Origin of the sequence: Sphingomonas sp. PP-F2F-A104-K0414 (assembly GCF_004340945.1) — a bacterium.
Taxonomy (GTDB): Bacteria; Pseudomonadota; Alphaproteobacteria; order Sphingomonadales; family Sphingomonadaceae; genus Sphingomonas.
This window is the reverse complement of record NZ_SLYD01000001.1, coordinates 502,204-527,861: the sequence shown is the minus strand read 5'-3', so window position 1 is coordinate 527,861 and position 25,658 is coordinate 502,204. Positions and strand designations below refer to the sequence as shown.

General features: G+C 67.2%; 27 protein-coding genes. 19 read left to right on the top strand and 8 right to left on the bottom strand.

Features of this window, described 5'->3' with window-relative positions:
• Nucleotides 1-244 precede the first annotated feature (244 nt).
• The 6 genes from pyrE (at nucleotide 245) to C8J46_RS02195 (ending at nucleotide 5,147) form a co-directional block, all read left to right on the top strand.
• Nucleotides 245-829, top strand: coding sequence for an orotate phosphoribosyltransferase (pyrE, locus tag C8J46_RS02220; RefSeq protein ID WP_132734631.1), 585 nt, complete (start codon nucleotides 245-247; stop codon nucleotides 827-829).
• Nucleotides 826-1,788, top strand: a complete 963-nt coding sequence (locus C8J46_RS02215; protein WP_132734629.1) for a serine hydrolase domain-containing protein — start codon at nucleotides 826-828, stop codon at nucleotides 1,786-1,788. The genes pyrE and C8J46_RS02215 overlap by 4 nt, the downstream gene beginning before the upstream one ends.
• Nucleotides 1,779-2,531 (top strand): pyridoxine 5'-phosphate synthase, encoded by a 753-nt coding sequence (locus tag C8J46_RS02210; RefSeq protein WP_243643177.1) that lies wholly within the window; start codon nucleotides 1,779-1,781, stop codon nucleotides 2,529-2,531. Before C8J46_RS02215 ends, C8J46_RS02210 begins: the two co-directional genes overlap by 10 nt.
• A 135-nt stretch (nucleotides 2,532-2,666) precedes the next feature.
• Nucleotides 2,667-3,101, top strand: coding sequence for a holo-ACP synthase (gene acpS / locus C8J46_RS02205; protein WP_056066237.1), 435 nt, complete (start codon nucleotides 2,667-2,669; stop codon nucleotides 3,099-3,101).
• The gene (gene lepB / locus C8J46_RS02200) at nucleotides 3,098-4,075 is read left to right on the top strand and encodes a signal peptidase I (RefSeq protein ID WP_132734627.1); all 978 of its coding nucleotides are present in this window, start codon (nucleotides 3,098-3,100) and stop codon (nucleotides 4,073-4,075) included. Before acpS ends, lepB begins: the two co-directional genes overlap by 4 nt.
• Before the next feature lies 1 nt (nucleotide 4,076).
• Entirely contained in the window at nucleotides 4,077-5,147 is a 1,071-nt protein-coding gene (locus tag C8J46_RS02195) for an AI-2E family transporter (protein ID WP_132734625.1), read from the top strand.
• 171 nt (nucleotides 5,148-5,318) lie between these two features.
• Here the strand turns inward: C8J46_RS02195 and C8J46_RS02190 are convergent, their stop codons facing one another.
• Nucleotides 5,319-6,377 carry a glycosyltransferase gene (locus tag C8J46_RS02190; protein ID WP_132734623.1) on the bottom strand — a complete coding sequence of 353 codons (1,059 nt, stop codon included), beginning with the start codon at nucleotides 6,375-6,377 and terminating at the stop codon, nucleotides 5,319-5,321.
• Nucleotides 6,378-6,431: 54 nt separating this feature from the next.
• On the opposite strand from C8J46_RS02190, the gene C8J46_RS02185 reads away from it, so the two are divergent.
• Genes C8J46_RS02185 through C8J46_RS02175 form a run of 3 tightly spaced genes read left to right on the top strand, consistent with a single transcriptional unit; the run spans nucleotide 6,432 to nucleotide 9,169 of the window.
• Nucleotides 6,432-7,448: a hypothetical protein gene (locus tag C8J46_RS02185; RefSeq protein WP_243643176.1), complete on the top strand. Its 1,017-nt coding sequence runs from the start codon at nucleotides 6,432-6,434 to the stop codon at nucleotides 7,446-7,448.
• Nucleotides 7,445-7,960: a DUF2141 domain-containing protein gene (locus C8J46_RS02180; protein WP_132734621.1), complete on the top strand. Its 516-nt coding sequence runs from the start codon at nucleotides 7,445-7,447 to the stop codon at nucleotides 7,958-7,960. The genes C8J46_RS02185 and C8J46_RS02180 overlap by 4 nt, the downstream gene beginning before the upstream one ends.
• Before the next feature lie 24 nt (nucleotides 7,961-7,984).
• Nucleotides 7,985-9,169, top strand: coding sequence for a glycosyltransferase (locus C8J46_RS02175; RefSeq protein WP_132734619.1), 1,185 nt, complete (start codon nucleotides 7,985-7,987; stop codon nucleotides 9,167-9,169).
• On the opposite strand, the gene C8J46_RS02170 is transcribed toward C8J46_RS02175, so the two are convergent.
• Both C8J46_RS02170 and ubiG read right to left on the bottom strand, forming a co-directional pair.
• Nucleotides 9,111-10,550, bottom strand: a complete 1,440-nt coding sequence (locus tag C8J46_RS02170) for a DUF2029 domain-containing protein (protein ID WP_207894065.1) — start codon at nucleotides 10,548-10,550, stop codon at nucleotides 9,111-9,113. The genes C8J46_RS02175 and C8J46_RS02170 overlap by 59 nt on opposite strands.
• Nucleotides 10,551-10,753: 203 nt before the next feature.
• The gene (gene ubiG / locus C8J46_RS02165; RefSeq protein WP_132734617.1) at nucleotides 10,754-11,494 is read right to left on the bottom strand and encodes a bifunctional 2-polyprenyl-6-hydroxyphenol methylase/3-demethylubiquinol 3-O-methyltransferase UbiG; all 741 of its coding nucleotides are present in this window, start codon (nucleotides 11,492-11,494) and stop codon (nucleotides 10,754-10,756) included.
• 52 nt (nucleotides 11,495-11,546) lie between these two features.
• Here ubiG and C8J46_RS02160 point away from each other — a divergent pair, with 52 nt between their 5' ends.
• The 3 genes from C8J46_RS02160 (at nucleotide 11,547) to C8J46_RS02150 (ending at nucleotide 15,190) form a co-directional block, all read left to right on the top strand.
• Nucleotides 11,547-12,800 (top strand): aspartate kinase, encoded by a 1,254-nt coding sequence (locus tag C8J46_RS02160; protein WP_056054666.1) that lies wholly within the window; start codon nucleotides 11,547-11,549, stop codon nucleotides 12,798-12,800.
• A 193-nt stretch (nucleotides 12,801-12,993) separates the two neighbouring features.
• Nucleotides 12,994-14,013 carry a nitronate monooxygenase gene (locus C8J46_RS02155; protein ID WP_132734615.1) on the top strand — a complete coding sequence of 340 codons (1,020 nt, stop codon included), beginning with the start codon at nucleotides 12,994-12,996 and terminating at the stop codon, nucleotides 14,011-14,013.
• A 418-nt stretch (nucleotides 14,014-14,431) separates the two neighbouring features.
• Nucleotides 14,432-15,190: a hypothetical protein gene (locus C8J46_RS02150; RefSeq protein ID WP_132734613.1), complete on the top strand. Its 759-nt coding sequence runs from the start codon at nucleotides 14,432-14,434 to the stop codon at nucleotides 15,188-15,190.
• Here the strand turns inward: C8J46_RS02150 and C8J46_RS02145 are convergent, their stop codons facing one another.
• A complete protein-coding gene (locus tag C8J46_RS02145; RefSeq protein ID WP_132734611.1) occupies nucleotides 15,191-15,595 on the bottom strand; it encodes a VOC family protein in 405 nt (134 codons plus the stop codon).
• 115 nt (nucleotides 15,596-15,710) lie between these two features.
• Here C8J46_RS02145 and C8J46_RS02140 point away from each other — a divergent pair, with 115 nt between their 5' ends.
• The 6 genes from C8J46_RS02140 (at nucleotide 15,711) to pal (ending at nucleotide 20,520) form a co-directional block, all read left to right on the top strand.
• The gene (locus C8J46_RS02140) at nucleotides 15,711-16,169 is read left to right on the top strand and encodes a YbgC/FadM family acyl-CoA thioesterase (protein WP_056487236.1); all 459 of its coding nucleotides are present in this window, start codon (nucleotides 15,711-15,713) and stop codon (nucleotides 16,167-16,169) included.
• Nucleotides 16,166-16,858 carry a protein TolQ gene (tolQ, locus tag C8J46_RS02135; RefSeq protein ID WP_056053223.1) on the top strand — a complete coding sequence of 231 codons (693 nt, stop codon included), beginning with the start codon at nucleotides 16,166-16,168 and terminating at the stop codon, nucleotides 16,856-16,858. Before C8J46_RS02140 ends, tolQ begins: the two co-directional genes overlap by 4 nt.
• 1 nt (nucleotide 16,859) lies before the next feature.
• Nucleotides 16,860-17,297: a protein TolR gene (tolR, locus tag C8J46_RS02130; protein ID WP_132734609.1), complete on the top strand. Its 438-nt coding sequence runs from the start codon at nucleotides 16,860-16,862 to the stop codon at nucleotides 17,295-17,297.
• A 13-nt stretch (nucleotides 17,298-17,310) separates the two neighbouring features.
• Entirely contained in the window at nucleotides 17,311-18,348 is a 1,038-nt protein-coding gene (locus C8J46_RS02125) for a cell envelope integrity protein TolA (RefSeq protein WP_132734607.1), read from the top strand.
• A 188-nt stretch (nucleotides 18,349-18,536) separates the two neighbouring features.
• Nucleotides 18,537-19,940, top strand: coding sequence for a Tol-Pal system beta propeller repeat protein TolB (gene tolB / locus C8J46_RS02120; RefSeq protein ID WP_132734605.1), 1,404 nt, complete (start codon nucleotides 18,537-18,539; stop codon nucleotides 19,938-19,940).
• Between the two features lie 52 nt (nucleotides 19,941-19,992).
• On the top strand, nucleotides 19,993-20,520 hold the full coding sequence (gene pal / locus C8J46_RS02115) for a peptidoglycan-associated lipoprotein Pal (protein WP_132734603.1): 528 nt from the start codon (nucleotides 19,993-19,995) through the stop codon (nucleotides 20,518-20,520).
• Nucleotides 20,521-20,687: 167 nt separating this feature from the next.
• Here the strand turns inward: pal and C8J46_RS02110 are convergent, their stop codons facing one another.
• The 4 genes from C8J46_RS02110 to C8J46_RS02095 form a co-directional block, all read right to left on the bottom strand.
• Nucleotides 20,688-21,539 (bottom strand): S1/P1 nuclease, encoded by an 852-nt coding sequence (locus C8J46_RS02110; RefSeq protein ID WP_132734600.1) that lies wholly within the window; start codon nucleotides 21,537-21,539, stop codon nucleotides 20,688-20,690.
• Complete coding sequence (locus tag C8J46_RS02105; RefSeq protein ID WP_132734598.1) at nucleotides 21,536-22,456, bottom strand: isoaspartyl peptidase/L-asparaginase; 921 nt, start codon at nucleotides 22,454-22,456, stop codon at nucleotides 21,536-21,538. The genes C8J46_RS02110 and C8J46_RS02105 overlap by 4 nt, the downstream gene beginning before the upstream one ends.
• On the bottom strand, nucleotides 22,453-23,592 hold the full coding sequence (locus C8J46_RS02100) for an acyltransferase family protein (protein ID WP_132734596.1): 1,140 nt from the start codon (nucleotides 23,590-23,592) through the stop codon (nucleotides 22,453-22,455). The genes C8J46_RS02105 and C8J46_RS02100 overlap by 4 nt, the downstream gene beginning before the upstream one ends.
• Before the next feature lie 68 nt (nucleotides 23,593-23,660).
• A complete protein-coding gene (locus tag C8J46_RS02095) occupies nucleotides 23,661-24,182 on the bottom strand; it encodes a DUF1993 domain-containing protein (RefSeq protein WP_132734594.1) in 522 nt (173 codons plus the stop codon).
• Between the two features lie 115 nt (nucleotides 24,183-24,297).
• Here C8J46_RS02095 and ispG point away from each other — a divergent pair, with 115 nt between their 5' ends.
• Nucleotides 24,298-25,434, top strand: coding sequence for a flavodoxin-dependent (E)-4-hydroxy-3-methylbut-2-enyl-diphosphate synthase (gene ispG, locus C8J46_RS02090; RefSeq protein WP_132734592.1), 1,137 nt, complete (start codon nucleotides 24,298-24,300; stop codon nucleotides 25,432-25,434).
• Nucleotides 25,435-25,658: the final 224 nt, after the last annotated feature.

The following is a 25,658-nucleotide window of genomic DNA, read 5'->3' as shown; positions in this document are numbered from 1 at the left end:
TCAAGTCTTGTCTGGTATGGGCCCTTCAGGCGCCCGTACTAACCCGCCGTCATCCTGACGAAAGTCAGGACCCAGGATCACGAACGCCGTCCCTTGTGGCTCTGGGTCCTGACTTTCGTCAGGATGACGGCTGGGGTGATGACGGGCTGGGGTGACGTGTGATGACCGAAGCACCGGTAGTCGTTGCGTGCGGTTTCCCGCGCTCGTATCAGCGCGGGCAGACCATTTGGAGCGATGACCCGCGATGACCGAAGACGACGTGCTCGCCGAATTCCGCGCTGCCGAAGCGTTGCTCGAAGGGCATTTCATCCTGTCCTCGGGCCTGCGCAGCTCGCGCTACCTGCAATGCGCGCGGGTGTTGATGGACCCCGCACGTGGTGCCCGGTTGTCGGAGGCGCTGGTGGCGTCGATCCCGAGCGAGTTGCGCGCGCAGATCGATATCGTGGTCTCGCCGGCGATGGGCGGCGTGATCGCCGGCCACGAGATGGGCCGCGCGCTGGGTGTCGAGGCAGTATTCCTCGAACGCCCCGACGGCGTGTTCGAACTGCGCCGCGGGTTCCGACTCTCGCCGGGCCAGCGCGTGCTGATGATGGAGGACGTCGTCACCACCGGGCTGTCGTCGCGCGAGGCGATCGCAGCGATCGGGCGAGCCGGCGGCGTGACGGTCGCGGCGGCGGCCTTGGTCGATCGCTCGAACGGGACGGCGGATCTCGGCGTGCCGTTCTTCCCGCTAATCCGGCTCGACGTGCCGACCTATCCGGCGGATGCCTTGCCGCGCGAACTGGCCGCGATCCCTGCGATCAAGCCCGGGAGCCGGGCGGCGGCATGATCCTCGCGCTGGCTCTTGCTGCTGCGAGCGTGTCGGCCAGGGTCGATGCGGTGGCCGCGCAGGCGAAGCTGGCGGGCGTCGTGCTGGTCGGGAAGGGTGACCGGGTGCTGGTGGAGCGGGGCTATGGTACGGTCGATCCGGCGGGCGGGAAGCGGAATGACCCGCGTGCGCGGTGGCGGCTCGCGTCGATCACCAAGCAGGTGGCTGCGGCGATGGTCGTGCGACGGCATCCTGGCGATCTCGACCGGCCACTTGGGACTCAAGGCTTTGCCCCGCTGGGCGGCTTGACGCTGCGCCAGTTGCTGACGCACCACACCGGGCTGGCCAATCCCGACGACACGCCCCTGCGTGATGGCGTGCCATCCTTCTATCGTGCGCCTGCGCCGGATAGGTCCTATTGCCTCACCACTCCTCCAAAACCCGGCGCGCCGTTCGCCTATAATAATTGCGACTATCTGATGGCCGTCGTCGGCATGTACGGGTCGGGCGCGCTGGCTTGGCCTGCCGGGATGGCGATGGCGAGAACCGGCGAGATGGGTGTTCCCGGTTTTGTCGCGGGCAAGGCCGAACCGCGGTACGAACTGGCGAGTTTCGGCGCGGCCGGCGGGTTGATAGGGACGGCGCGCGCCGTGTTCCGGTTCGATCGATCGCTGATGACCGGCAAGCTGATGACTCCCGCCGCGCGCGCCGAACTGTGGAAGCCCGAGGGCGGACGCAGCTATCAGGCGCTGGGCCAGTGGGTGTTCCCCGGCCGGCTGAAAGGGTGCGCGGCGCCGAAGCGGATCGTCCAGCGCGACGGCGAGATCGGCGGCGTCCAGACCCGCAACTATATCCTGCCCGACGACGACATCGCGGTCGTGGTCTTCACCAACCGGAGTTCGGACGATTTCGCGTTCGGCGAGATCTGGCAGAAATCCGGTTTCGCCTATGACCTCCTCTCGACGGTAGCATGCCCATGATACTCCGGACCGATTCGAACTCCGCCTTGCGCCTCGGCGTCAACATCGATCACGTCGCGACGGTGCGGAATGCGCGCGGGGCGGGGTATCCCGATCCGGTGCGCGCGGCGCTGGTCGCGGCGGCGGCGGGGGCGGACGGGATCACCGCGCATCTGCGCGAGGACCGGCGGCACATTACCGATGACGACATCGCGCGGTTGTCGGCCGAGCTGACGATCCCGCTCAACCTGGAGATGGCGGCGACCGACGAGATGCTCGGCATCGCGCTGCGTCACAAGCCGCACGCGGCGTGCATCGTGCCGGAGAAGCGCGAGGAGCTGACGACCGAGGGCGGGCTCGACGTCGCCGGGCATTACGACCGGATGGCGAAGCTGGTCGATGCGCTGGCGGGGGCGGGCATCCGCGTGTCGCTGTTCATCGAACCGGATGCGCGCCAGATCGAGGCGGCGGTGCGGCTCAAAGTGCCGGTGATCGAACTGCACACCGGGTTGTATGCGGAACTGTCGGGCGAGGCGCGGGTGGTGGAGCTGCGGCGTCTGAACGATGCGGCGGCGCTGGCGGCGAAGAACGGCATCGAGGTGCATGCGGGGCACGGGCTGACCTACGACAACGTCGCACCGATCGCGGCTATCCGGCAGGTTCGGGAGCTGAACATCGGGCATTTCCTGGTGGGCGAGGCGCTGTTCGTCGGGCTTGGCGAAGCGGTTCGGCTGATGCGCGAGGCTATGGATGCGGCGCGCTAATCCTCCCCGGCACGGGGAGGGGGACCATGCGCAGCATGGGGGAGGGGGCCCACCGCGGGCGGATCGTTCGTGGAGCCCCCCCTCCACCCCGCCGCTTCGCGTCGCGGTCCCCCTCCCCGTGCCGGGGAGGATTTTGTGATTATCGGACTCGGATCCGACCTGTGCAATATCGAGCGGATCGCCGCGTCGGTCGAGCGGTTCGGCGAGCGGTTCGAGCAGCGGGTGTTTACCGATGTCGAGCGGGCGAAGGCGGCGCGGCGGCCTTTCACCAAGGCCGGGACGCTGGCGAAGCGTTTCGCAGCCAAGGAGGCGTTTTCGAAGGCGGTCGGGACCGGGTTTCGCGCGGGCGTGTTCATGCGCGACATTGGCGTCGTGAACGCTCCGAGTGGCGCGCCGACACTGGCGTTGACCGGGGGCGCCAAAGCGAGGCTTGACGCGTTGACGCCCGAAGGCCACGCCGCACGCGTGCATTTGACGATGACCGATGATCATCCGTGGGCGCAGGCCTTTGTGATCATCGAAGCTATACCTCTGATATCCCCGGACATGCGCCAGGATACGAATCGATGAAGGACGCGGCGTTGGACGGCAACGAGTTCCCCGAAAAGCCCCTCGCGCAGACCGCGGCCGATACCGCGCCACCGGCCGCCACTACACCGGAAACGACCCGCCGCCGCGGCACCGATTGGTGGGGCGAGGTGAAGGGGATATTCTGGCTGATCCTGGTCGTGCTCGGCTTCCACAGCTTCATCGCCAAGCCCTTCTATATCCCTAGCGAATCGATGCTCCCGGGCCTCCGCATCGGTGACCGGCTGGTGGTGACCAAGTTCGCGTATGGCTGGTCGTTCGTGTCGCCGACGATTCCCGACCCGATCGCGATCTTCAAGGGCGTCGTGCTGCGTCAGCAGGAAGAGAGCTGGAGCGTGCAATTGCCGTTCATCCACGGCCGCCTGTTCGGCTCGCTGCCGACGCGCGGCGACGTGGTGATCGTGACGCCGCCGGGGACGCACAACGACTATATCAAGCGCGTCATCGGGCTGCCCGGCGACAGACTGGCCGTGCGCGGCGGGATCGTGTTCCTGAACGGCGTCGCGGTGAAGCGCGGCCCCTTGCACGACACGTTGATCCCGGTCGACACCAACAGCCCGTGCAGCGAGATCGACTATCCCGGCGCGCGCGAGACGCTGCCCGACGGTCGCGAGATGTGCCGCCTGCCGACCTATACCGAAACGCTGCCCAACGGCCGCCGTTACGAGACGATCGATCTGGAATCGGACAGCCAGGGCGACAATTTCGCCGAGATCACGATCCCCGCGAACCACGTTTTCCTGATGGGCGACAACCGCGATCGCTCGGCCGACAGCCGGTTCGCGCTGAGCCAGCTCGGGCTCGGCGGGCCGGTGCCGTACGAGAATCTCGGCGGCCGTGCGGAGTTCATCACCTTCAGCCTCGACGGCGATGCGACGTTCAATCCGCTGACGTGGTGGAGCTCGCTGCGCCCGGATCGCGCCGGCACCTCGCTCCACCCTGCCAAGGTGAACTGAGATGGCCGAGACCAAGACCGTCGACGAGCTTAGCCCCGTCGAGATGCGCGATCCGTTCCTGCGCAAGGAACTGAAGCGGGCGATGATCTGGCTCGGGCTAGCCTGCGTGATCGCGTTACTGATCGTACTGGTCCAGCCATTGCTGATCATCTTTGCGGGCGTCGTGTTCGCGGCGTTGCTCGATGGCGGCGTGCGGTTGCTCGGGCGGGTGCTGCCGATCGGGCGCGGCTGGCGGTTGCTGATCGTCGTGCTGCTGACCTTCGCGTTCCTGGTGGGCACGTTCATCCTCACGGGCGTGCAGGTGACCGAGCAGGTGATGCAGCTCCGCTCGACGCTGGAGTCGCAGGCCAACCGCTTCACCAGCTATCTGACGTCGCAGGGGCTGATGCCGGGGGCGTCTGACGTCAACGGGATCGTCAAGCAGGCGCTCGGGTCGGTCGGGCGCGTGACGTCGTGGGTCGGCAGCGCGATCGGTGCGATCACGAGCATGTTCATGATCCTGATCCTCGGGCTGTTCATCGCGATGGACCCAGGCACCTATTCGCGCGGGCTCCAGTGGATGGTGCCGGTCGATCTTCGCCCCGAGTTCGCCAGGACGTTGCTCAAGATGGGGGCGACGTTGCGGCGGCTGCTCGCGGGGCGTCTGCTCGGCATGGCGGTCGAGGGGGTCGCGAGCGGCATTGCGCTGGCGGTCGGTGGCGTGCCGATGGCGATGTTGCTCGGCATCATCGCGGGTATCCTCGCGTTCATCCCGAACGTCGGCGCGATCGTGACGGGCGTGCTGATGGTCGCGGTCGGGTTCAGCGCGGGTGTCGATACGGGGTATTGGGCGATCGGGACGTATTTGATCGTCCAGACGATCGACGGGTATGTGATCGTGCCGATGGTGGCCAAGCGTACGGTCGACCTGCCGCCGGCGTTGACTTTGGGCGCGCAAATTCTGGCGAGCGCACTGTTCGGGATCTTGGGGCTGGCCTTGGCCGATCCGATGACCGCGATGATCAAGACCGCCCTCGAGCGGCGGTCGGAGCGGGAAGAGGAAAAGGCCGAGGCGGGTGAGGCTACGGCCTGATCTGATTTAGCGCCGCCTCCCACGTAATGCGGGTCCAAGCTCACCCCCCGTCATCCCCGCGGACGCGGGGACCCATACTGGCAAACCTCGGAGGATATGGGGCCCCGCTTCCGCGGGGATGACGGAAGGTGGGGGCCGGACCGCCAATGAGGCGGGGAAAGACGTAAGGCGCTACCGCCTTACCAATTGGTCGAAGAGCGCGAGATAGCGGTCGGCCGAGTCCGTACCGGGCTGCGGGACAGGCTCCGGCCGTTGCGCAGTCGGCGCTAGCCATGCATCCAACGCCGCGATCAGCCCCGCCGCATCGTCCCGCGCGACGATCGTACCGCGATCCGGGCGGTCGATGATCTCCGCCACCGCGGCGCTCGAATCGGTCGAAACCACCGGCGTGCCAACCGACAGCGCCTCGCGCAACACGCCGGGTACGCCTTCATAGTCCGAGGTCAGCACGACGACCTGCGCGCGGGCCATCACCGGCAGCGGGTCGGTGCTGTGCCCGAGCAGGCGAACACGGTCCCCCAAACCCAGCGCGCGAATCTGCGTTTCGATCGCCCCCCGCTCGTCGCCATCGCCGAGGATCAACAGTGGGATCGCCAGGTCCACCAGCAGCGGAAGCACGGCGATCAGGCGGTCCCAGCGTTTCTGCGGTTCGAGCCGCCCCACGCCGAGGATGTAGCGCGCGGGTAAATCCGGCATCTCCCCCGGGATCGGTACCGCCGGCGGGTTCGGGATGATGCTCGTGCGGCCGACCATGCGAGTCGCTCGCGCCGCCTCGTCCGCCGTTGCCGGAGTCATCGCGACGAGGTGATCGAGGAAGCTGCCATGCCGCGCGAGCCAGAGTTGGTGCGCGGCGTGCATCAGTCGGCCGTGATCGGCGCGGGCGGGGGCGTTGGACATCTTGGCGACGATCGGCGGGCAGGCCTTGCCGAGCCGCAGCCGGGTCCAAGCCGCTATGCCGGTGTAGAAATTGCCGGGGCAGAAGATCACGTCCGGGGCGAGCCGCTGCACGACCTTCGGGAACGCAAGCAGCCGCGAGGGCGAAACGATCTCAAGCCCCTCCGGCAGTTCCGCCGCCAGCGGCCCAGCAATATCCTCGATCGCCAGCGTCACCCGCCGCCCCGCCGCAAGCCAGCCGCGCGCGAGCCGCAGCTGCGCGCGCTCGACCCCGCCGCCGCGCAGGTCCTCGGCATAGGTCAGGATGTGTCGGGCGAGCGGTGGCGGGGACGTCACTGAAATATGGCGGTCATCATAATGCGCGATTGATAGAGCGGAGATCGCGACCGAATGAAACCGACTTTGCGTGCACGCGTGCCGACGGGCGGCTATTGGGCCGATCGAGGGGCGACGGAATGGCTTGAGGACCGGCGATTGAACACGCGTGCGAACACTGCCGACACCGAGGGCTATGCCGATATCGCCCGGGCCGGCCTGGAGCCGCTGAAGACGATCGGCAGCCGCTGGCCCGCGATCATCGGCGCGGTTCTCACGCTGGCGATGATCGCCGGGCTGGGGCGCGAACTGCTCGGGCATGGGCTGGCGGGACTCACGCGCTCGGTGCCGCACGATCCGCGTTTCTACCTGTGTTTCGGCCTGCTCTATATGTCGCCGCCGACCGGGGATTACGTCATCTTCCGCAGGCTGTGGGGCATCCCGCTCGGCGGCCTCGTCGCGCTGATCAAGAAGCGGATCGCGAACGAGGTGGTGTTCGGATACTCGGGCGACGCGTATTTCTATGCCTGGGCGCGCGCTAAGGCACGGATGGTGGCGTCGCCGTTCGGTGCGGTGAAGGACGTCACGATCCTGTCGGCGATCGCGGGCAATGCGATCACGCTGCTGCTGGTGGCGATCGCGTTGCCGCTCGGCCGGCATCTGCTGACGCACGATCAGTTCCGGACGGTGCTGGCATCGGCGGGGGTGACGCTGGCGATCTCGCTACCATTCCTGATCTTCTCGCGCCGCGTATTCTCGTTGCCGAGGGCGAAGCTGTGGTGGGTGTTCGGGATCCACTGTATCCGGCTGCTGTGCGGATCGGTGCTGATCGCGTTCGCGTGGCATTTCGCGCTGCCGGGCGTGCCGATGGGGATGTGGCTGTTCCTCGCCGCCGGACGCCTGCTCGTATCGCGCCTGCCGCTGGTGCCGAACAAGGACCTGTTGTTCGCCAATATCGCGATCCTGTTGATCGGGCAGGATCAGGCGCTGTCGGAATTGATCGCGTTTACGGCAGCGGCGACCTTGCTCGTGCATGTCGGTCTGATCGTGCTGTTCGGCATCCACGCGGCACTCGACAGGATTCGTGCATGATTCGCTATGGCTTGGCTCTGGTTGCTTCGGTCGTCTCGGTGGGATCGGCAGGCGCACAGGTTCTGGGCAGCGATGCGGCGGCGTGCCGGCCGGGGGAAGGCCCGGCGATCGCGGTCGAGATTACCGGGCTGAAGGATCGCACGGGCGAGTTGAAGCTCGAACTCTATCCGGGCGAGGAAGCGGATTTTCTCAAGGACGACCGCGTGCTGATCGCGGCGGGCAAAACGTTTCGGCGGGTCGTGGTGCCGACGCCGCCAACCGGGTCGCCGATCCTGTGCATCCGGGCGCCGCGGCCGGGCCGCTATGCGCTGTTGCTGACGCATAATCGCGACGGGAAGAACAAGTTCAGTGTCTGGACCGACGGCGCCGGGTTCGCGAGTAACGTGAAGCTTGGTCGGTCGCGCCCCAAGGTCGAGCAGGCGCTGGTCGAGGTCGGCGCGGGGGTGACGAGCGTGCGGATCACAGCGCAATATCTACGCGGGCTCGGCGGGTTCGGGCCTGTCACGCCATGAGGGCCGAGGGGTGAGAATCGTCCCATGAGAATCGTCGACGTCAACGAGTTCTACTCGCCGACTGGTGGCGGCGTGCGGACCTATGTCGATCGGAAGATGGGGATCATGGCCGACATGGGCCATGAACTGATCGTCGTCGCGCCCGGCAGGGAGGACCGCGTCGAGGAACGGCCGGGCGGCGGGCGGATCCTCTACCTCAAGTCGCCGGGCATGCCGTTCGATCGCAACTACGGGTTGTTCTGGGATCGGGCGGCGATCCACCGCGTGCTTGACGATCTCGATCCGGACGTGGTTGAGTGCTGCTCGCCGTGGCGGCCAGCGTGGTTCGTCGGAGACTGGGAGGGACGCGCGGTAAAGTCCTTCTTCATGCACAACGACAATATCGCGGCGTATGCCCAGCGCTGGTTCGCCGGCGTCGCGAGTTACGATCAGATCGAACGCGGCTTCGCTTGGTACAGCCGGTACATGAAGCGCTTTCTAGAGAAATACGATGTCGTCGTCACTAACGGCCCGGCGCTGGAAAAGCGATTGCGCGCGCGCGGGGTGCGGATCGACGCGGCGATGCCGCTGGGGATCGAGCGCGGGCATTTCTCTCCCGATCTGCGCGATACGCGGTTGCGCGCGGCGTTGCTGCAGCAGTGCGGGTTGCCCGAGGACGGCATGCTGCTGCTCGGGCTCGGGCGGCATCACGGCGAGAAGCGCTGGCCTTTGGTGGTCGATGCGGTGGCGTGCGCGGGGGCGACTTTGCCGGTCGGACTGATCCTGATTGGTGCGGGTGCGCAGACCAAGGCGATCCAGCGGCGGATCGGCGGGTCGCCGCATATCCGGATGTTCGCGCCGGTGTACGATCGGGAGCGGCTCGCGCGGATCATGGCGAGTTGCGATGCGCTGATCCACGGGTCGGAGGCGGAGCCGTTCGGGCTGGTCGCCTCGGAGGCGATGGCATCGGGCCTGCCGCTGATCGTGCCGGATACGGGTGGCTGCGCGGAAGTCGCCGACCGCCACGCCAGCGAGCTTTACGCGGCGCGTGATGCGGAGAGCGCGGCGGCGGCGATTGGGCGGTTGTTCGCGCGCGACCCCGCGTTGCTGCGGCGCGCGGCGGCGGTGGCGGCGCGGCACGTCCGCAGCGACCGCGAGCATGCGGTCGAGCTCATGGACTATTATGCGGGGCTGGTCGCGGCGAAGCAGGGGTGTGGGCTGGCGGCGTGAACGCGGTGAAGCGCGTGCCGGGGATCGGGATCGGCTCGTAACCGGCGTCGCGTGCGGCGGTGGCGAGGGCTTGGTCGAGGCTGGCATCGCCGCTTGTCGCGGGGCCTTCGCCTCCGGTTAGGATCGTCGATCCGTCGAGTTTCATGCGCGCTCGCGAGATCAGGTGGAGCGCGTGTTCTTGAGATCCGGTTAGCAGGTGCGTGCTGCGGAAATAGAAGGGGCCGGTGGCGAAGGCGGGGTTGGGCAGGCGGTTCGCTGGGGGGAGGATTTGCGGGGATAGCGTCGCGATCGGTCCTGCGAGTCCGTGTTGGTCGAGGACGCGGCCGACCGCTCGGCCTTCGCGGAGGGCCTGTGTGAGCGACAGGCCATCCGAATCTGCCAGCGCTGCGATGGAGGGGGCGATGCCGGCGGCGGCGAATACGGCGAACGCGATTCGCCACGCGCGGCTCGGGGGCGGGATCAGCGATAGGCGGACGAACAGGGCTGGCAAGGCTGGGAGGAGATATTGCCGCCAGGTTGGAAACGGCAGGAGTGCGGCGATCAGGCCGGCGAGGATCAGCCAGTCGAGCAGGTCTACCGTGCGGCGGCGCCATGCGTCGCGCGCGACCAGCGCGAGCGCGGGCAGGGCTGCGCCGAGCGCGAGGAACTTGAGCGTGTCGATTGCTTTTGCGGAAAGCGACATCTTCCACGGGCGCAGCGCGTAATATTCGGCGGGGCCGCGCGCCGGGAAGGTGAAAGTGCCGAACACGAAGCCGGCCGGGCTGGCGGCATAGGTCCAGGCGACGAAGGCGATAACCGGGAGCGTGCCGAGCAGGACCGCGGCGGGGCGATGGCGGCGGTCGACCAGCGCGTAGAGGCCGTAGGCGAGCGCGGGAAACGCATAGGAGATCTTCGCGGCGGCGGCGCTGGCGAGGAGGAGGCCGGCGAGCGCGGCGGTTTTGCGCGTGGTGGCGGGGCGGACGATCAGGGGGAGGGCTGCGGCGAGCAGGGCTGCGGGGAGCGCGTCGTTGCGGGCTGTGCCGATGCTGAAGAGGAGGATGTCGCAGGTGGCGAACACGGCTGCGCAGGTGAGGGCGGCTTTGGGTTTGGCGCCGAGGGTGCGGGCGGCGGTGTGGACACAGGCTATCGTTGCGATGCCGAGCAGGGCGTTGAGGATGCGGAGGGCTGGCCAGGTCCAACTGCCGGCTAGAAGTGCGACGGGCGCGAAGAGATAGGGTTGGAGAGGGGTCTGTAGGTACGCGAAGTCCCGGTAGGGGAGGAGGCCGTGGGCGGTCAGCGCGGCGGCGGCGACGTATTGGCTCTCGTCGTGGTCCACCGAGCGTAGGAGCGCGAGGGTGGTGAAGAGGATCGTCAGCGCTGCGAGCATCAGAAGTATGTTCACCCGCGAAGGCGGGTGCCCAGACTGGGCACCCGCCTTCGCGGGTGAACAATTTTGGGGAGTGCTTCGGCTCGTCATTCGGCCCCACCCCGGCGGAGGCCGGGGCCCAGTTGGGGGACGGTGATGATTAGCGATCGCGCTTCGTTACCCTGGCGTTCCCAACTGGGCCTCGGCCTTCGCCGGGGAGGTGGCGTGTGGGCCACGAGTCAGGCTTTTACCGCGGTCAGGAAGTAATCGAGGCTCGTCGAGTCACTCAGCGTGAAGCCAGTCGCGGGCGAGAAGCTCAGCCCCCGCGTATCCGTCACGCGGAGACCCGCGTCTTTCAGCAGTGCGGTCAGTTCCTCGGGCGTCAGGAACTTGTTCCAGTCATGCGTACCCTTTGGAATAACCCCAGCACCCTCCGCCACCGTGATCATCGCGAGCCGCGACAACGGCGTCCGGTTGGGCGTCGAAAGAATCAGCAACCCGCCCTCTGCCAAAGTCCGCGCTAGACCGCGCACGAAGCCCGCAGGGTCGCTGACATGCTCGATCACCTCAAGGCTGGTGACGAGGTCGAATTGTCCGGCTAGCCCCTCGACGCCTCCCGCGCGGTAGTCGATCGCAAGACCACTCTGAGCCGCATGGATCTCCGCCACCGCGATATTCTCCGGCGCGGCGTCGATCCCCGTCACTGTGGCGCCGAGCCGGGCCAACGGCTCGCACAGCAACCCCGCGCCACAGCCGACGTCGAGCGCGGTCTTCCCCTCCAGCGGCGTGAAGGTCGAACCATCGCTCCCCCAATGCGCGTCGACCTGCTCGCGAATATAGCGCAGCCGCGGCGGGTTGAGCTTGTGGAGCGGGGCCGAAGAGCCCTTTGGATCCCACCAGTCCTTCGCCATCGTGCCGAAATGCGCGGCCTCGCGCGGATCGATTGTTGCGTTATTGTGCGTGTCGCTTGCCAGTATCATGCGCGCTACCTATCAGGGCCGCCGCTTCGACCCAAAGGGATTTGCGCTGCCAATGGCCCGTATCGTGATGAAATTCGGCGGGACGTCGATGGCTGGGATCGAGCGGATCCGCAACGTCGCCGCGCGCGTGAAGCGCGAAGTCGACGCTGGCAACCAGGTCGCCGTCGTCGTCTCCGCGATGGCGGGCGAGACCGACCGGCTGGTCGGCTTCTGCCGCGAGGCGTCGTCGCTGTACGACGCGAAGGAATATGACGTCGTCGTCTCGGCCGGCGAGCAGATCACGAGCGGCCTGCTCGCGATCGCGCTCCAGGCGGCGGGCTGCAAGGCGCGTTCGTGGCTTGGCTGGCAGTTGCCGATCAACACGTCCGACGCGCACGGATCGGCGCGGATCGGCGAGATCGATACGGCCGCGCTCGATGCGAGCCTCGCCGACGGTGTCGTCGCCGTGATCCCCGGTTTCCAGGGCGTCGCGGACGGCCAGCGCGTCACGACGCTCGGTCGCGGCGGCTCGGATACGTCGGCGGTGGCGATGGCAGCGGCGATGAAGGCCGACCGCTGCGACATCTATACCGACGTCGACGGCGTCTACACGACCGACCCCCGGATCGTGCCGCGCGCGCGGAAGCTGAGCAAGGTCACGTACGAAGAGATGCTGGAACTCGCCAGCGTCGGTGCCAAGGTGTTGCAGACGCGCTCTGTCGGCCTGGCGATGAAAGAGAATGTGCGCGTGCGCGTATTGTCCTCGTTCGAGGATGGCGACACCAATGACGGACACCGCGGCACGTTGATCGTGGGCGAAGAGGAAATCGACGATATGGAACGCCAGCTCATCACCGGCATCGCGCACGACAAGAACGAGGCGAAGATCACCCTGACGCAGGTCAGCGATCGGCCGGGCTCGGTCGCGGCGATCTTCGCGCCGCTCGCGGATGCGGGGATCAACGTCGACATGATCGTGCAGAACGTTGCGCATTCGACCGGATCCACGGACGTGACCTTCACGGTGCCGGCGGCCGATCTCGCGCGCTCGCTCGACGTGCTCGACAAGGCGAAGGACGCGATCGGCTATGCGACGATCGTCCACGACACGCGCGTCGCCAAGGTGTCCGTCGTCGGCGTCGGGATGCGCAGCCATGCGGGCGTCGCCTCGACGATGTTCACGACGCTCGGCGAGCGCGGCATCAACATCCAGGCGATCGCGACGTCGGAGATCAAGGTCAGCGTGCTGATCGAAGAGGATTATACCGAGCTGGCGGTGCGTGTTCTGCACACGGCGTACGGGCTTGATGCTGAGGATGCGGCTTGAGTTACAACACCGTAACCCCAGCCCACACCGTCACGCCAGCGAAAGCTGGGGTCTCCCGCGGCAAGGGCCCACGCTATCACCGGGAGATCCCAGCTTTCGCTGGGATGACGTATAGAGTTGGGATAGCGGACGTGATTGCAACGACAAACAAAGTTGCGACGACAAACAGGGTTGCGACGACGGGGATGGATGCATGACGATCGGTACTGAGCGGCTGGCCCGCCGGATGGCGCGTGGCGCCGCATTTCTGGGCAGCGAGGTCGCGATTCTCGGCGGTGCGATGTCCTGGGTGAGCGAGCGGCACCTCGTGTCGGCGATCTCGAACGCGGGCGGGTTCGGCGTGATCGCGTGCGGCGCGATGACTCCCGCGCTGCTCGATACCGAGATCGCCGCGACCAAGGCTCTCACGACCAAGCCGTTCGGCGTGAACCTGATCACGATGCACCCCGACCTGTTCGAGCTGATCGCGGTCTGCGCCAAGCATCAGGTCGGCCACGTCGTGCTCGCCGGTGGCCTGCCGCCCAAGGGCAGCATCGAGGCGATCAAGGAGACGGGTGCCAAGCTGATCGCGTTCTCGCCCGCGCTGGCGCTTGCGAAGAAGCTGATCCGCTCGGGCGTCGACGCGCTGGTGATCGAGGGGATGGAGGCCGGCGGCCATATCGGCCCGGTCTCGACCAGCGTGCTCGCGCAGGAGATGCTGCCCGAGATCGCCGAGCAGGTCCCCGTGTTCGTCGCCGGCGGGATCGGTCGCGGCGAGGCGATCGCGGGGTATCTCGACATGGGTGCGGCGGGCGTCCAGCTCGGCACGTTGTTCGTCTGCGCGACCGAGTCGATCGCGCACGCCAATTTCAAGAAGGCGTTCATCCGGGCGTCGGCGCGCGACGCGATTGCCAGCGTGCAGATCGATGCGCGGCTTCCGGTGATTCCGGTGCGCGCGCTGAAGAATGCGTCGAGCGAGCTGTTCACGGCGAAGCAGCGTGAGGTTGCGGGCCACCTGGACGGTGGCCGGGTCGAGATGGCCGAGGCGCAGTTGCAGATCGAGCATTATTGGGCGGGTGCGTTGCGGCGCGCGGTGATCGACGGCGATGTCGAGCATGGCTCGGTGATGGCGGGCCAGTCGGTCGGCATGGTCAAGCGCGAGGAGCCGGTCGCCGACATCATCGGCGGGCTGATGGCGCAGGCGGCCGCGGCGCTCGAGGCACGCGCGGTTTGACACACTTCTGATCCTCCCCCGGCGGGGGAGGTGGCAGCCCGCTTGGGCTGACGGAGGGGTGATCCGTTATCGAGAGGGCATCACCCCTCCGTCTGGCAAGCGCCAGCCCCTCCCCTTGCAGGGGAGGATTGCAGAGCACGCGTGTAATACGCTTGGTCATGCCTCGCTCCTAGACATTCGTCAGCACCACCCCGGCGAAGGCCGGGGCCCAATTAGGGGACGTTGCTGATCCACGTGGCGTTCCGTTACTGCTACCTTTCCAATTGGGCCCCGGCCTCCGCCGGGGTGGATTAGTCGAGCGCCACCACCCCCAACCCCGTCCCCTCTCCACTCGCCGCAAAGCGCGTACGGCTTACGTCTCGTTAACCTAATCCCCGCCATAGAGTGTCCCGTCGGGGGACGTCATGAGGTGGTTGCGATGAGTCGTCGGTTTGCTTTGCTGTCCGTTACCGCGCTGGTCCTGCTGGCCGGCTGCGCCCAGAAACCACGGACTGTGGCTGCCGTTGCGCCGCCCGTGATCATGGTGCCGGTGCCTGCCCCGGTGATGCCGAAGGGCGCGTCGCCTACGATCGTCATTCCGGTCGCCCTCGCCGACGGCACATATCCGACGCCCAATCGCAACCTGACGACGTCCGCCAAGGTCTGGCATCTCCGCGCCGCGCTCAACGTCGCCGCGCTGGCGTGCCGCGGGCCGCAGGAAGTGGTGATCGTCGCGGGCTACAACGCTCTGCTGTCGGCGCAGAAGCTGATGCTCGCCAAGGCCGAGGCGACCTATGCCAGCGAATACAAGTCGGGCGGCGGCGACTGGCAGGATCGCTACGACGATTCGATGACGCGGCTGTACAACTTCTTCTCGCAGTCGCCAGCGCGCGACGAATTCTGCGCCGCGGCGGGCGCCGTCCTAGCGCAGAGCGCAGGTCTGACGGCCGAGGCATTGCCCGCCTTCGCCGCCCAGAACCTGCCCGTGCTCGAGCGCCCGTTCACCGATTTCTACCGCGCGGTCGACGCGTGGCGCGGTCGCACCGTGCGTCCGGTCCAGCCGCAGCTGGTCGCCTCGCGCCAATATGCGTCGAACATGACCGTGCAGACGATCACGCAGGCGCGGCTCCAGCCGATCTCGCAGCCGGTGCCGCCGGCGCAGCCCCGCTTGAAGCTGGACCCGAGCGTCTTCCAGTAATCAGGTCTTGATGGGCGATCCGATCGACCAGCTATGGCCGAACGGATCGCGCACCTGACCGTAGCGATCGCCCCAGAACTGGTCGGCGACGGGCATCGTCACGATCGCGCCCGCTGCCACCGCGCGGTCCATCCAGGTATCGGTATCGTCGACCTGCAAGTGCAGCGTGATACCGGCGGGTTCGAGCTCTGCGTGCCCGCGCCATTCGGGAAACTCGTCGCACAGCATCAGCCAGCCATCGTTGATCCGCAGGCTCGCCTGCATCAGCCGGACGCCGTCCTCCGCGACGTTCGTCTCGACCAGGGTGGCGGCAAACGCGGCTTCGTAGAACGCCAGCGCCTCGCGCCCGCGCTTTTCGCGGATGATCAGGAACGGCGTGATTCCGCTGGTGGGACGATCGGCCATGCGAGTCTCCTGCGTTTGCAGCCGGCACGCTAGGCGCGTCGCACGGTGCCGGCCAGCGCGAACTGCGAAGGCAAAGCTTGGCTTCATGGCAAAGACTGGGTTAACAGCCGCGGGAATGGCTGAGGTTTCAGATCGTCCGGCGGAAGGCCGCTTCGAAGGGCGCGAGCACCGGTTTCCGGTGCGCGTCTATTTCGAGGACACCGATCTGTCGGGCGCGGTCTATCACGCCAATTACCTGCGCTACATGGAGCGCGCGCGGTCGGACATGCTGCGGGTCGGCGGGATCGACCAGCGCGCGACGTTCGAGGCGGGCGAGGGCTCCTACGCGATCGCCAGCGTCGCCATCCGCTACGCCGCGCCGGCGAAGCTCGACGACGCCTTGCTGGTCGTCTCGCGGATACGCCGTGTCCGCTCGGCCGGGGTCACCATTCATCAAAGGGTCATGCGCGACGGGCTTGTCTTGGCCGAGGCGGACGTGGTGGCGGCATTGGTCGCTCCCAACGGCCGCCCACGCCGCCAGCCGCGCGCCTGGATCGATATCTACGAACGCCTAGTCTGGCAGGGGGAAGCATGAATCCGGTGTTGACTATGGATAGCGCGACGCTGTCGCCGATCCACTTGTTCCTCCAGGCCGACTGGGTGGTGAAGGGCGTGATGATCGGGCTGTTGCTCGCCAGCATCTGGACCTGGGCGCTGATCGTCGCGTTCTGGCGGCGGATCGGCAAGACGCGCAAGGGCATGACGCGGTTCGAGCGCGATTTCTGGAAGGCCGAGGATATCGACGTCTTCTACAAGGCGGAGGGCGAGAACGACCTGCCGTCGGCGCGCGTGTTCGCCGCCGGGGTGACCGAGTGGCGGCGCTCGACCGCGGGCGGCACGATCGACAAGAGCGGCACGCGCGAGCGCCTCGCGACGACGATGGGCGCAGCGGTCGCAGGCGAGATCGACAAGCTGTCGGATCGGCTTAACGTGCTGGCGACGGTCGGCTCGGTCGCGCCGTTCGTCGGGCTGTTCGGGACGGTGTGGGGGATCATGCGGAGCTTCACCAGCATCGCGGCCGCGCAGAACACGTCGCTGGCGGTGGTCGCGCCGGGGATCGCGGAGGCACTGTTCGCAACCGCGATCGGCCTGTTCGCGGCCATTCCCGCGGTGATCGCGTACAACCGGTTCAGCCACGGCATCAACCGGATCGAGGCGAGCCTCAACCGCTTCGCTGACGGCTTCCACACGACGTTGTCGCGCCAACTGGACGGGTCTCGCTAAGGTGGCGATGAACCTTCCTTCGTCGCGGGGGCGTGGGCGGCGGGCGCCGATGGCGGATATCAACGTCACGCCGCTGGTCGACGTGATGCTGGTGCTGCTGATCATCTTCATGGTGACCGCGCCGTTGATGACCGCGGGCGTGCCGGTGAACCTGCCCGACGCGCGTGCGAAAGCGCTAGACCAGGAGCAGAAGCCCGTCGAGATCTCGATGGACGGCACCGGCGCGCTGTTCATCGACAAGGATCAGGTGACCGACGGCGCGCTGCCGGTTCGGCTTGCCGCGATCGCCGCCAGTCGTGCGGTCGGTGACGAGCCGCAGGTGCTGCTGCGTGCGGACCGGAAGCTCGATTACGGCCGCGTGATGCGCGTGATGGGCGAACTCAACCGCGCCGGGCTGAACCGCGTCGCGCTGGTGACCGTCGAGGGTAATCAGAACTGATGGCGCTGGCCTGATGGATCGCTCGGAGAAGATCGGCCTTGGCGTCGCGGTCGTCGGGCACGTCCTGCTGTTCGGCGCGCTGTCGCTTGGCTTTCTCGGTGCGCCCGAACTGCCGAAGAAGATCGAGCAGCAGCCGATCGACGTGAGCCTGGTGCCCGACGTCGCGCTGGAAGCAACTGCGCCGCAATCGGTGGAGACGCCGGCCGAGTCGGTCGCGCCGGACGAGGGTGCGCCCGAGGATGCCGCGCCGCCTGCTCCGGAAGAGGCCGAGCCCGAGCCGAAGCCCGATCCCGTGCCGCCCGCGCCGCAGCCCAAGCCCGCACCACCGAAACCTGCGCCGAAACCGCAACCGGCACCCGAGCCGAAGCCTCAACCCAAACCCAAGCCCGCGCCGCCGAAACCCGTCGCAAAGCCTGCGCCGGTTCCGAAGCCCGTCGTGAAGCCACAGCCCAAAGCCGAGAAGGCGCCACCCGCCAAGGCCGCGCCCGCGAAGTCCGCGCCGACCAAGGCTGCGGCGAAACCGAGCGCCGCGCCCGCGAAGACGTCGTCTTCCGCGTCGTCGGCCAAGCCCACGAAACCGTCCTCGACCAAGGGCAGCGGCTCGACCGCGGAGGCCAAGACCTCGCGGCCACGCGGGTCGCGGCTCGGCGACAATTTCCTGAAGGGGCTGTCGGCCGATCCGTCGCCGAGCAAGTCGGAGGCACCCAAGGCCGCCAAGCTCGGCGCACAGGCGGCGGCGAACATCGGTTCGGCGATCCTGCGGCAGGTGCAGCCCTGCGCCAACCGCCAGGTCACGCCGGGACCGGGCGCGGAGCGGATCCGCGTGACGATCAACCTGAAGCTCAACCGCGACGGCACGCTGAAGTCGCGGCCGACGATCAGCGGTCATGCCGGGGTCGACGACGACAACCGGCGCTATGTCGACCGCGTCGACGATCTGGCGATCGCGACCTTCGTCGGGTGTTCGCCATTACGCGGTTTGCCCGACGACCTGTATGACGTGCAGAACGGCTGGAGCAATTTCAGCCTGCGCTACAAACTTCCCGGCTGAGGATGTCCGTTATGACTCGATCGATCCTGGGGTTTTTCCCTTCAACGCTAGCCGTCACTCAAGCTGAACGCCTCCCCGGCGGAGGCCGGGGCCCAGTTGGAAAGGTCGATGTAACGATGCGCGGACCTCAGTCAGCAACGTCCCCCAACCGGGCCCCGGCCTTCGCCGGGGTGGTGTTGGGTGGGCGTATGGCTCGATCGGTTCTGGCTTCGGTTGGGCTGCTAGCGTTCGTCTCCGGCAGTGCAGCCAGCGCACAGGACGCACCCGCCCCGGCACCACAACAAACCCCCGCCGATCCAGCCGCCCCAGCCCCGGCAGGCGATCAGTCCGGCGGACTCGTGGTCGACGTCACCGGCGGCATTTCCGCACCGATGCAGATCGCGATTCCCGTGATGCCGACCGCTGCGGTGGTGTCGACGCCCGCAGGCTCGACCGACGTGCTCGGTCGCCAGCTCGCCGACATCGTCACCAACGATCTCCGCAATTCCGGTCTGTTCACGCCGCTGTCGCCCGGCCAACTCCGCCCGATCACCTTCCCCGAAGTCACAGCACCCGGGTTCGATTACTGGGGCAGCACCGGCGCGCAAGCGCTGGTTCAGGGCTTCATCCGAGCGAACGGCGACGGCAACCTGACCGTCGGCTGCTACCTCTACGACGTATCGTCGAAGGCCGAACTGACCCGCACCGGATTCGTCGTACCGCCCTCGGACTGGCGTCGCGCAGGGCATAAGTGCGCTGACATGGTCTACACCCGGCTGACCGGCGAGGGCGCGTATTTCGACAGCCGCGTCGTCTACGTGTCCGAGACCGGCCCCAAGGGCCACCGCATCAAGCGGCTCGCAATCATGGATCAGGACGGCGCCAATCACCGCTTCCTGACGAACGGCCAGTCGATCGTCCTGACGCCACGGTTCGCGCCGAACCAGCAGTCGATCGTCTATATGAGCTATCTCAACAATCGCCCGGCGATCTATGTCTATGACATCGGTTCGGGCAAACAGCGGCTGGTGGTCGCGAACGCGAACCTGACGTTTGCGCCGCGCTTCTCGCCGGATGGGCGCAACATCCTGTTCTCGATGGCGCAGGGCGGTAACACCGACGTGTACCGCGTGTCGTCGCAGGGAGGCACGCCGCAGCGCCTGACCAACTCGCCCGGCATCGACACCGGGGGCAGCTATTCGCCCGACGGCTCGAAGATCGTGTTCGAGAGCGACCGTTCGGGTGGCCAGCAGATCTACGTGATGAACGCGGACGGTTCGAACCAGCAGCGGATCAGCTTCGGTGGAGGGCGCTACGCCACGCCGGTGTGGAGCCCGCGCGGCGACCTGATCGCGTTCACCAAGCTCGGTGGCGGCTTCCGGATCGGCATCATGAGCCCGAGCGGCGGCGGCGAGAAGCTGCTGACCAACGACTGGCAGGACGAGGGACCGAGCTGGTCGCCGAACGGTCGCGTGATCAACTTCTATCGCTCGGGACGCGGCAGCGGCGGCAAGGCGGACCTCTGGTCGGTCGACCTGACCGGCGTCAACGAGCGGAAAATCCCGACGCCGCTCGACGGCTCCGATCCGGCATGGGGCCCCCTGCGGCCCTGAACCTGCTATGGGGGCACTAACGGGAAACGTGATTTTCTACGGGAGACTATCTATGTCGAAGCTTTCCAACATCTTGCTTGCGTGCACCGCGCTGATCGCCGTTTCGGGTTGCGCGAAGAAGCGTCCCGCGGTGCTGCCGCCCGCACCGGTCGACAACAACGCTGCGGTCGATCCGAATGCGGGGATGAACAACGGCAATGTCGGCGGGGCGATCGTGCCGGGGTCGGATGCCGACTTCCAGCGCTCGGTCAGCTCGAACACGGTGAATTTCGGGCTCGACATGTACGACATCGATCCGACCGCCCGCGCGATCCTCGACAGCCAGGCGCAGTGGCTGGCCAAGTTCCCGAACCAGCGGATCACGATCGAAGGCCATGCCGACGAGCGTGGCACGCGTGAATACAACCTCGCGCTAGGCGATCGCCGTGCGAACGCGACCAAGAACTATCTGGCCGCGAAGGGCGTGTCGTCTTCGCGGATGACGACGATCAGCTATGGCAAGGAGCGCCCGGTGGCGATGGGTTCGGACGACCAGAGCTGGGCGGCGAACCGTCGCGCGGTCACGGTGGTGCTGAACTAGCATTTGTTGCGGCAGCCCCTCTCCCCTGCGGGGAGAGGGAAGGAGGAGCCACTTGGCGACGGGAGGGTGAGGGGCTGTTGGGATGGACGGCCCGAGCCTCAAGCCCCTCACCCTCCCACGTGCAAGAGCCCGCGGGCCCCTCCCTCTCCCCGGCGGGAAGAGGGGTTTTAGCCCAGCGCCTTGTCGAGCAGTTTCGCCAGGCGGATACCCCCGCGGCGGATCTCTTCTCGCGACACCGGCACCATCTTGGCGATCGTGGCATCGTCCATTTTCACCCGCGCCGGAACCGTACCGCACGCGTCCCCGCCAAGCGCCGCCGCATACGCCTCATGCGAGGCTTCCCACGACTCCCGGCTCCAGTCGACGACCGTCCCCGCCCCGATCTTAGCCCGCTCGGCCGCAGGATACCGCCTTACCAGCGACGGCGGCGTCGAGATCGCGCGCTCCGCCAGCGGGCCGTCCCAGATCGAGTGCAGGTTGAACCGCGCTGGGCCGTAGATCCCGTAATCCGCCTTCACGTCGTTGCCACCCTTGTCATGGCGGTCGCCAGCGTGGAGCGGCTGGTGGAGATCGCCGACGAAGTGGATCAGGAACGCGAGCGCGACGACGCGATCGCGGGGCAGCGTCGACTTGTCGCGGAGCATCTTCACGTCGCGGTCGATCTGGTACGAGACGCAGTCGCCTTCCTTGCACGCGGGCGTCAGGTCGAACGGCGCGCAGATATCGACGTTCTGGTAATGCCAGCTGTACGCGAACCCGAAACGCGACTTGCCGTCGGCGGTCTTGAGCGGCTTGATGCAATCCGCCCAGACGCTCGCCTGCTCGATCGTGCTGGCGGGACATTCCGGCGTGTCGAGCAGCGCCTGTTTCGCGAGCAGTTTGCGGATCGCGGCCTTGGTCTTGGGCGTGACGTTGGCATAGGCGATCTGTGCGACGGTCTGGTGGCCGTACTCCCAGAACGCGGTGGCGGGGGAGGCGAGGCCGAGCGAGGCAATCGCGGCGAGGAGATAGCGCTTCATGCCGGCTCGTTAGCGTAGATCGCGACGGTCCGGCTACCCTCGGATGACGCGCGTCCACGGTACATGCCAACGGTGTTGAAACCCCATGCCATGTCGCCGTCCGGTCCCGCGACGATGACGCCGCCGGTGCCGCCTAGTGCCTTCACTTCGGCAAGGACGGCGTCGGCAGCGACTTGCAACGATTCGCCCGACAGCCGGACGCGCGCGGCGATTTCGTGGCCGACGCCGATGCGGAGGAAGAACTCGCCCGAGCCGGTGCACGACACGGCACAGGCGCGGTCGTCAGCGAAGGTGCCCGCGCCGATCACGGGCGTATCGCCGATCCGGCCCCAGCGCTTGCCGGTGACGCCGCCGGTCGAGGTGGCGGCGGCGACGTGGCCGTGCGTGTCGCAGGCGACCGCGCCGACGGTGCCATATTTCATGTCGACGTCGAACCCGCCGCCATCGGCCTGGAACTCGGCGAATTGTCGGCGGCGTTCGTCGGTGGCGAACCACGCGGCATCGGCTTGGGGAAGATCGCGTTCGAGCGAGAACGCATCCGCGCCTTTGCCGGCCAGGAAGACGTGCCGCCCGTCGTCGAGGATCGCGCGGGCCAGGCCGACGGGGTTGCGCGTGGCGGTCGCTGCGGCGACCGCGCCGGCCGCCCGCGTGCGGCCGTCCATGATCGCGGCGTCGAGTTCCAGCGTGCCGTCATGCGTGAAGACCGCGCCGCGCCCCGAATTGAAGTGCGGGTCGTCCTCCAGCACACGCACCGCCGCTTCGACCGCATCCAGCGCGCTGCCGCCGTCCGCCAGCACCTTCGAGCCCGTGTCGAGCGCGCGCGACAGGCCGGCTCTCGCGCCCGCATCCTGCTCCGGCGAGACCATTTCGCTGTCGAGTTTGCCGGCGCCGCCGTGGATGACGAGGGTCCAGGTCATGCTGAGTCTTTCGAGGGTAGGGCGCGAAGGCCGATGAGAGGACGGAGCGGCGCGATGCTGCGGCCGATGACGTAGAACGCGACACAGCCGATCGTCGTCGCGGCGAGCAGGCACGCGAACTCTACCCAGCCCGGCAGGCCGGCGGGGAGCAGCGCGTACATCACGAGGACGATGATCGTCTGGTGGATCAGGTAGAACGGGAAGACCGCCTCGGTCAGCGTGCGGCGCCAGCGGTAATCGCGGTTCCAGTGGCGCTCGGCGATTCCGATCAGCGCGACGATCGCGCCCCATTGCTCGAGCGCGTGGGCGACGCCGTAGCCGGGGTAGATCCAGCGCGGCGCGACGATGTCGCCGGGCCATTCGAGTTCGACGCCGATGATCGCGCCATAGCCGAGCACCGCGGCGACCGCGCCGACCTTCCACCAGCGCGCGATCGCCGCCATTGCGGGCTCGGAACGGGCGAGGCCGAAGCCGAACAGGAAGGCAGGGAAATAGGTGACGTGCGCGACCCAGTCGCCGAACAGGGCTTGCGATTCCGCGGCCATCTGGAACCACCAGGCGTGGACGAACACGAGCCACGCGACGGGGAGGACAAGCACCGCCCAGCTGCCGAAGACCCGGTCGAACGCGCGCTGAAGCCAGTCGCCGCGGACGACGGCCAGCCCCAGCGTCAAAACGCTCGTGTAGACCCAGAGGTAGACGACGAACCAGAGGTGGTTCCAGGTCGGCAACGACAGCCCGGCGAGCTTGCCGAAGCGGAAATAGTCATGGCTCCAGAACGTCAGATAGCTGCCGGCATAGGCGTGCTTGGTGACCAGCTCGACCCAGGGTTGCGGCGGCACGATCACCGCCATGCCGAACAGCAGCGGCACTAGCAGGCGGTAACAGCGGTTGGCAAAGAACCCGGCCGTGCCGCTCGACCGGGCAAGCAGCGCGCGGCTGGCATAGCCCGAGACGACGAACAGCAGCGTCAGCCGCCAAGCATTGCTCGCCAGCATCGGCAGCCGCACCCAGTCCTCGACATGGAGCGACTTCACATGGAAGTTCCACGGCACGAAGACCATGCCGATATGGTAGAGGATCAGCAGCGCGAACGCACCGATCCGCAGCCAGTCCATGCCGTAATGCCGGGTCATCGCGCGGCCCTACGGGGCGGGGGCCGGTGCCGCAAGCGTCGGGCGGCTAAGGCGTTCCCCGCGCCGGTTCACGCCTTCATGCGCGGCGTGCCCATGAAGTCGCGCTTGCCGATCGGCACGCCCTGCGCGCGGAGGATCGCGTATGCGGTGCTGGCGTGGAAGTAGAAGTTGGGCTGCGAGAACGAGAGCAGGAAGTTCGCGCCGGTGAACGGCATGACGAACGTGCCGAACTCGAAGGTCGTGTCGTTGTCGGCGAGCGCGTCGAACGTCTCCCGGTCGATCGCCTCAAGCTTGGCGATCGCGTCGCGTATCACGCTGTGGAGACCCGCGAAGTCGGTCGGCCAAGCCGATCGATCGGGCGAGAAGGTGCCGCAGCGGACGCCTTCGATTCCGCCGACCGAATGCGCTGCACACGACTTCACCTGATAGCCAAACGGCAGCATGTCGTCGGCGAGCTTCGCATCGATCAGCGTCGCGGGTTCGATACCCTTCTCGGCCGCGAACGCTTCCGCCTTGTCGAGCAGCGCGTCGACCGCACGCAGAATCTGGAGGTTCGAGGGAATCGTCGCATCGTACAGGGACAGGGTCATCGCGTTCGCTCCTAAAGCCGTGCGCCGCTATGGCCGACGTTCGCTACTCCGGCCAGCGATGTTCCGTTCCAGCGCGCAAGTCGCTATATAGGCCTCGAACTCCCGAGGAATCCCCATGTCCCTTCGTCCCTGGCGCGATATCACCCGCCGCAAGAGCCGCCAGATCATGGTCGGCAACGTCCCCGTCGGTGGCGACGCGCCGGTCACCGTGCAGACGATGACCAACACGCCGACCGACGACGTCCGCGCGACGGTCGACCAGATCCGGCGTTGTGAAGAGGCCGGCGTCGACATCATCCGCGTCAGCTGCCCCGACGTCGAATCGACCACCGCGCTGAAGCAGATCGTCCGCGCGAGCCGCGTGCCGATCGTCGCGGACATCCATTTCCACTATAAGCGCGCGCTCGAAGCGGCGGATGCGGGTGCGGCCTGCCTGCGGATCAATCCGGGCAATATCGGCTCGGCTGCGCGCGTGAAGGAAGTCGTCGACGCGGCCAAGTCCAATGGCTGCGCGATCCGGATCGGCGTCAACGGCGGCTCGCTCGAGCGGCACCTGCTCGAGAAATATGGCGAGCCTTGCCCCGACGCACTGGTCGAGTCGGCGCTCGATCATATCAAGCTGTTGCAGGACCATGATTTTCACGAGTTCAAGGTCGCGGTGAAGGCGTCCGACCTGTTCCTTGCGGTGGCGGCGTACCAACAGCTTGCCGAGCAGGTCGATTGCCCGCTGCATCTCGGCATCACCGAGGCGGGCGGGTTCGTCGGCGGCACGGTGAAGTCGGCGATCGGGATGGGCAGCCTGCTCTGGTACGGGATCGGCGACACGATCCGCGTGTCGCTCTCCGCCGAGCCAGAGGAGGAAGTCCGCGTCGGCTTCGAGATCCTCAAGTCGCTCGGCATCCGCAACCGCGGTGTCCGCGTCGTGTCATGCCCGTCGTGTGCGCGGCAGGGGTTCGACGTAATCCGCACCGTGCAGGCGCTGGAGGAGCGGTTGCAGCATATCCGCACGCCGATGTCCTTGTCGGTGCTCGGCTGCGTGGTGAACGGCCCCGGCGAAGCGCGCGAGACCGATATCGGCATCACCGGCGGCGGCAACGGCAAGCACATGGTGTATCTGTCGGGCGTCACCGACCACCACGTCCAGGACGCCGACATGGTCGACCACATCGTCCGGCTGGTCGAAGCGAAAGCCGCCGAGATCGAAGCGGCCGACGAGGCGATGGCTGCACTGGTGCCGGTGGCGGCGGAATAGAGGGCTACCACCACGCCCCGTCATCCTGACGAAAGTCAGAATCCAGGGTAACGAACGCGGACCTCCGTGGCTTTGGAGCCTGACTTTCGTCAGGATGACGAGGAATAGGGCGCAGGCTTCGTCTCGCTCTCCCGCGAAGGCGGGAGCCCAGGGTAACAGGCGATGACGGTTGCGGCTCCTAGAACCCCGCCTTCGCGGGGGAATAGTTATGCCGTACGACGATG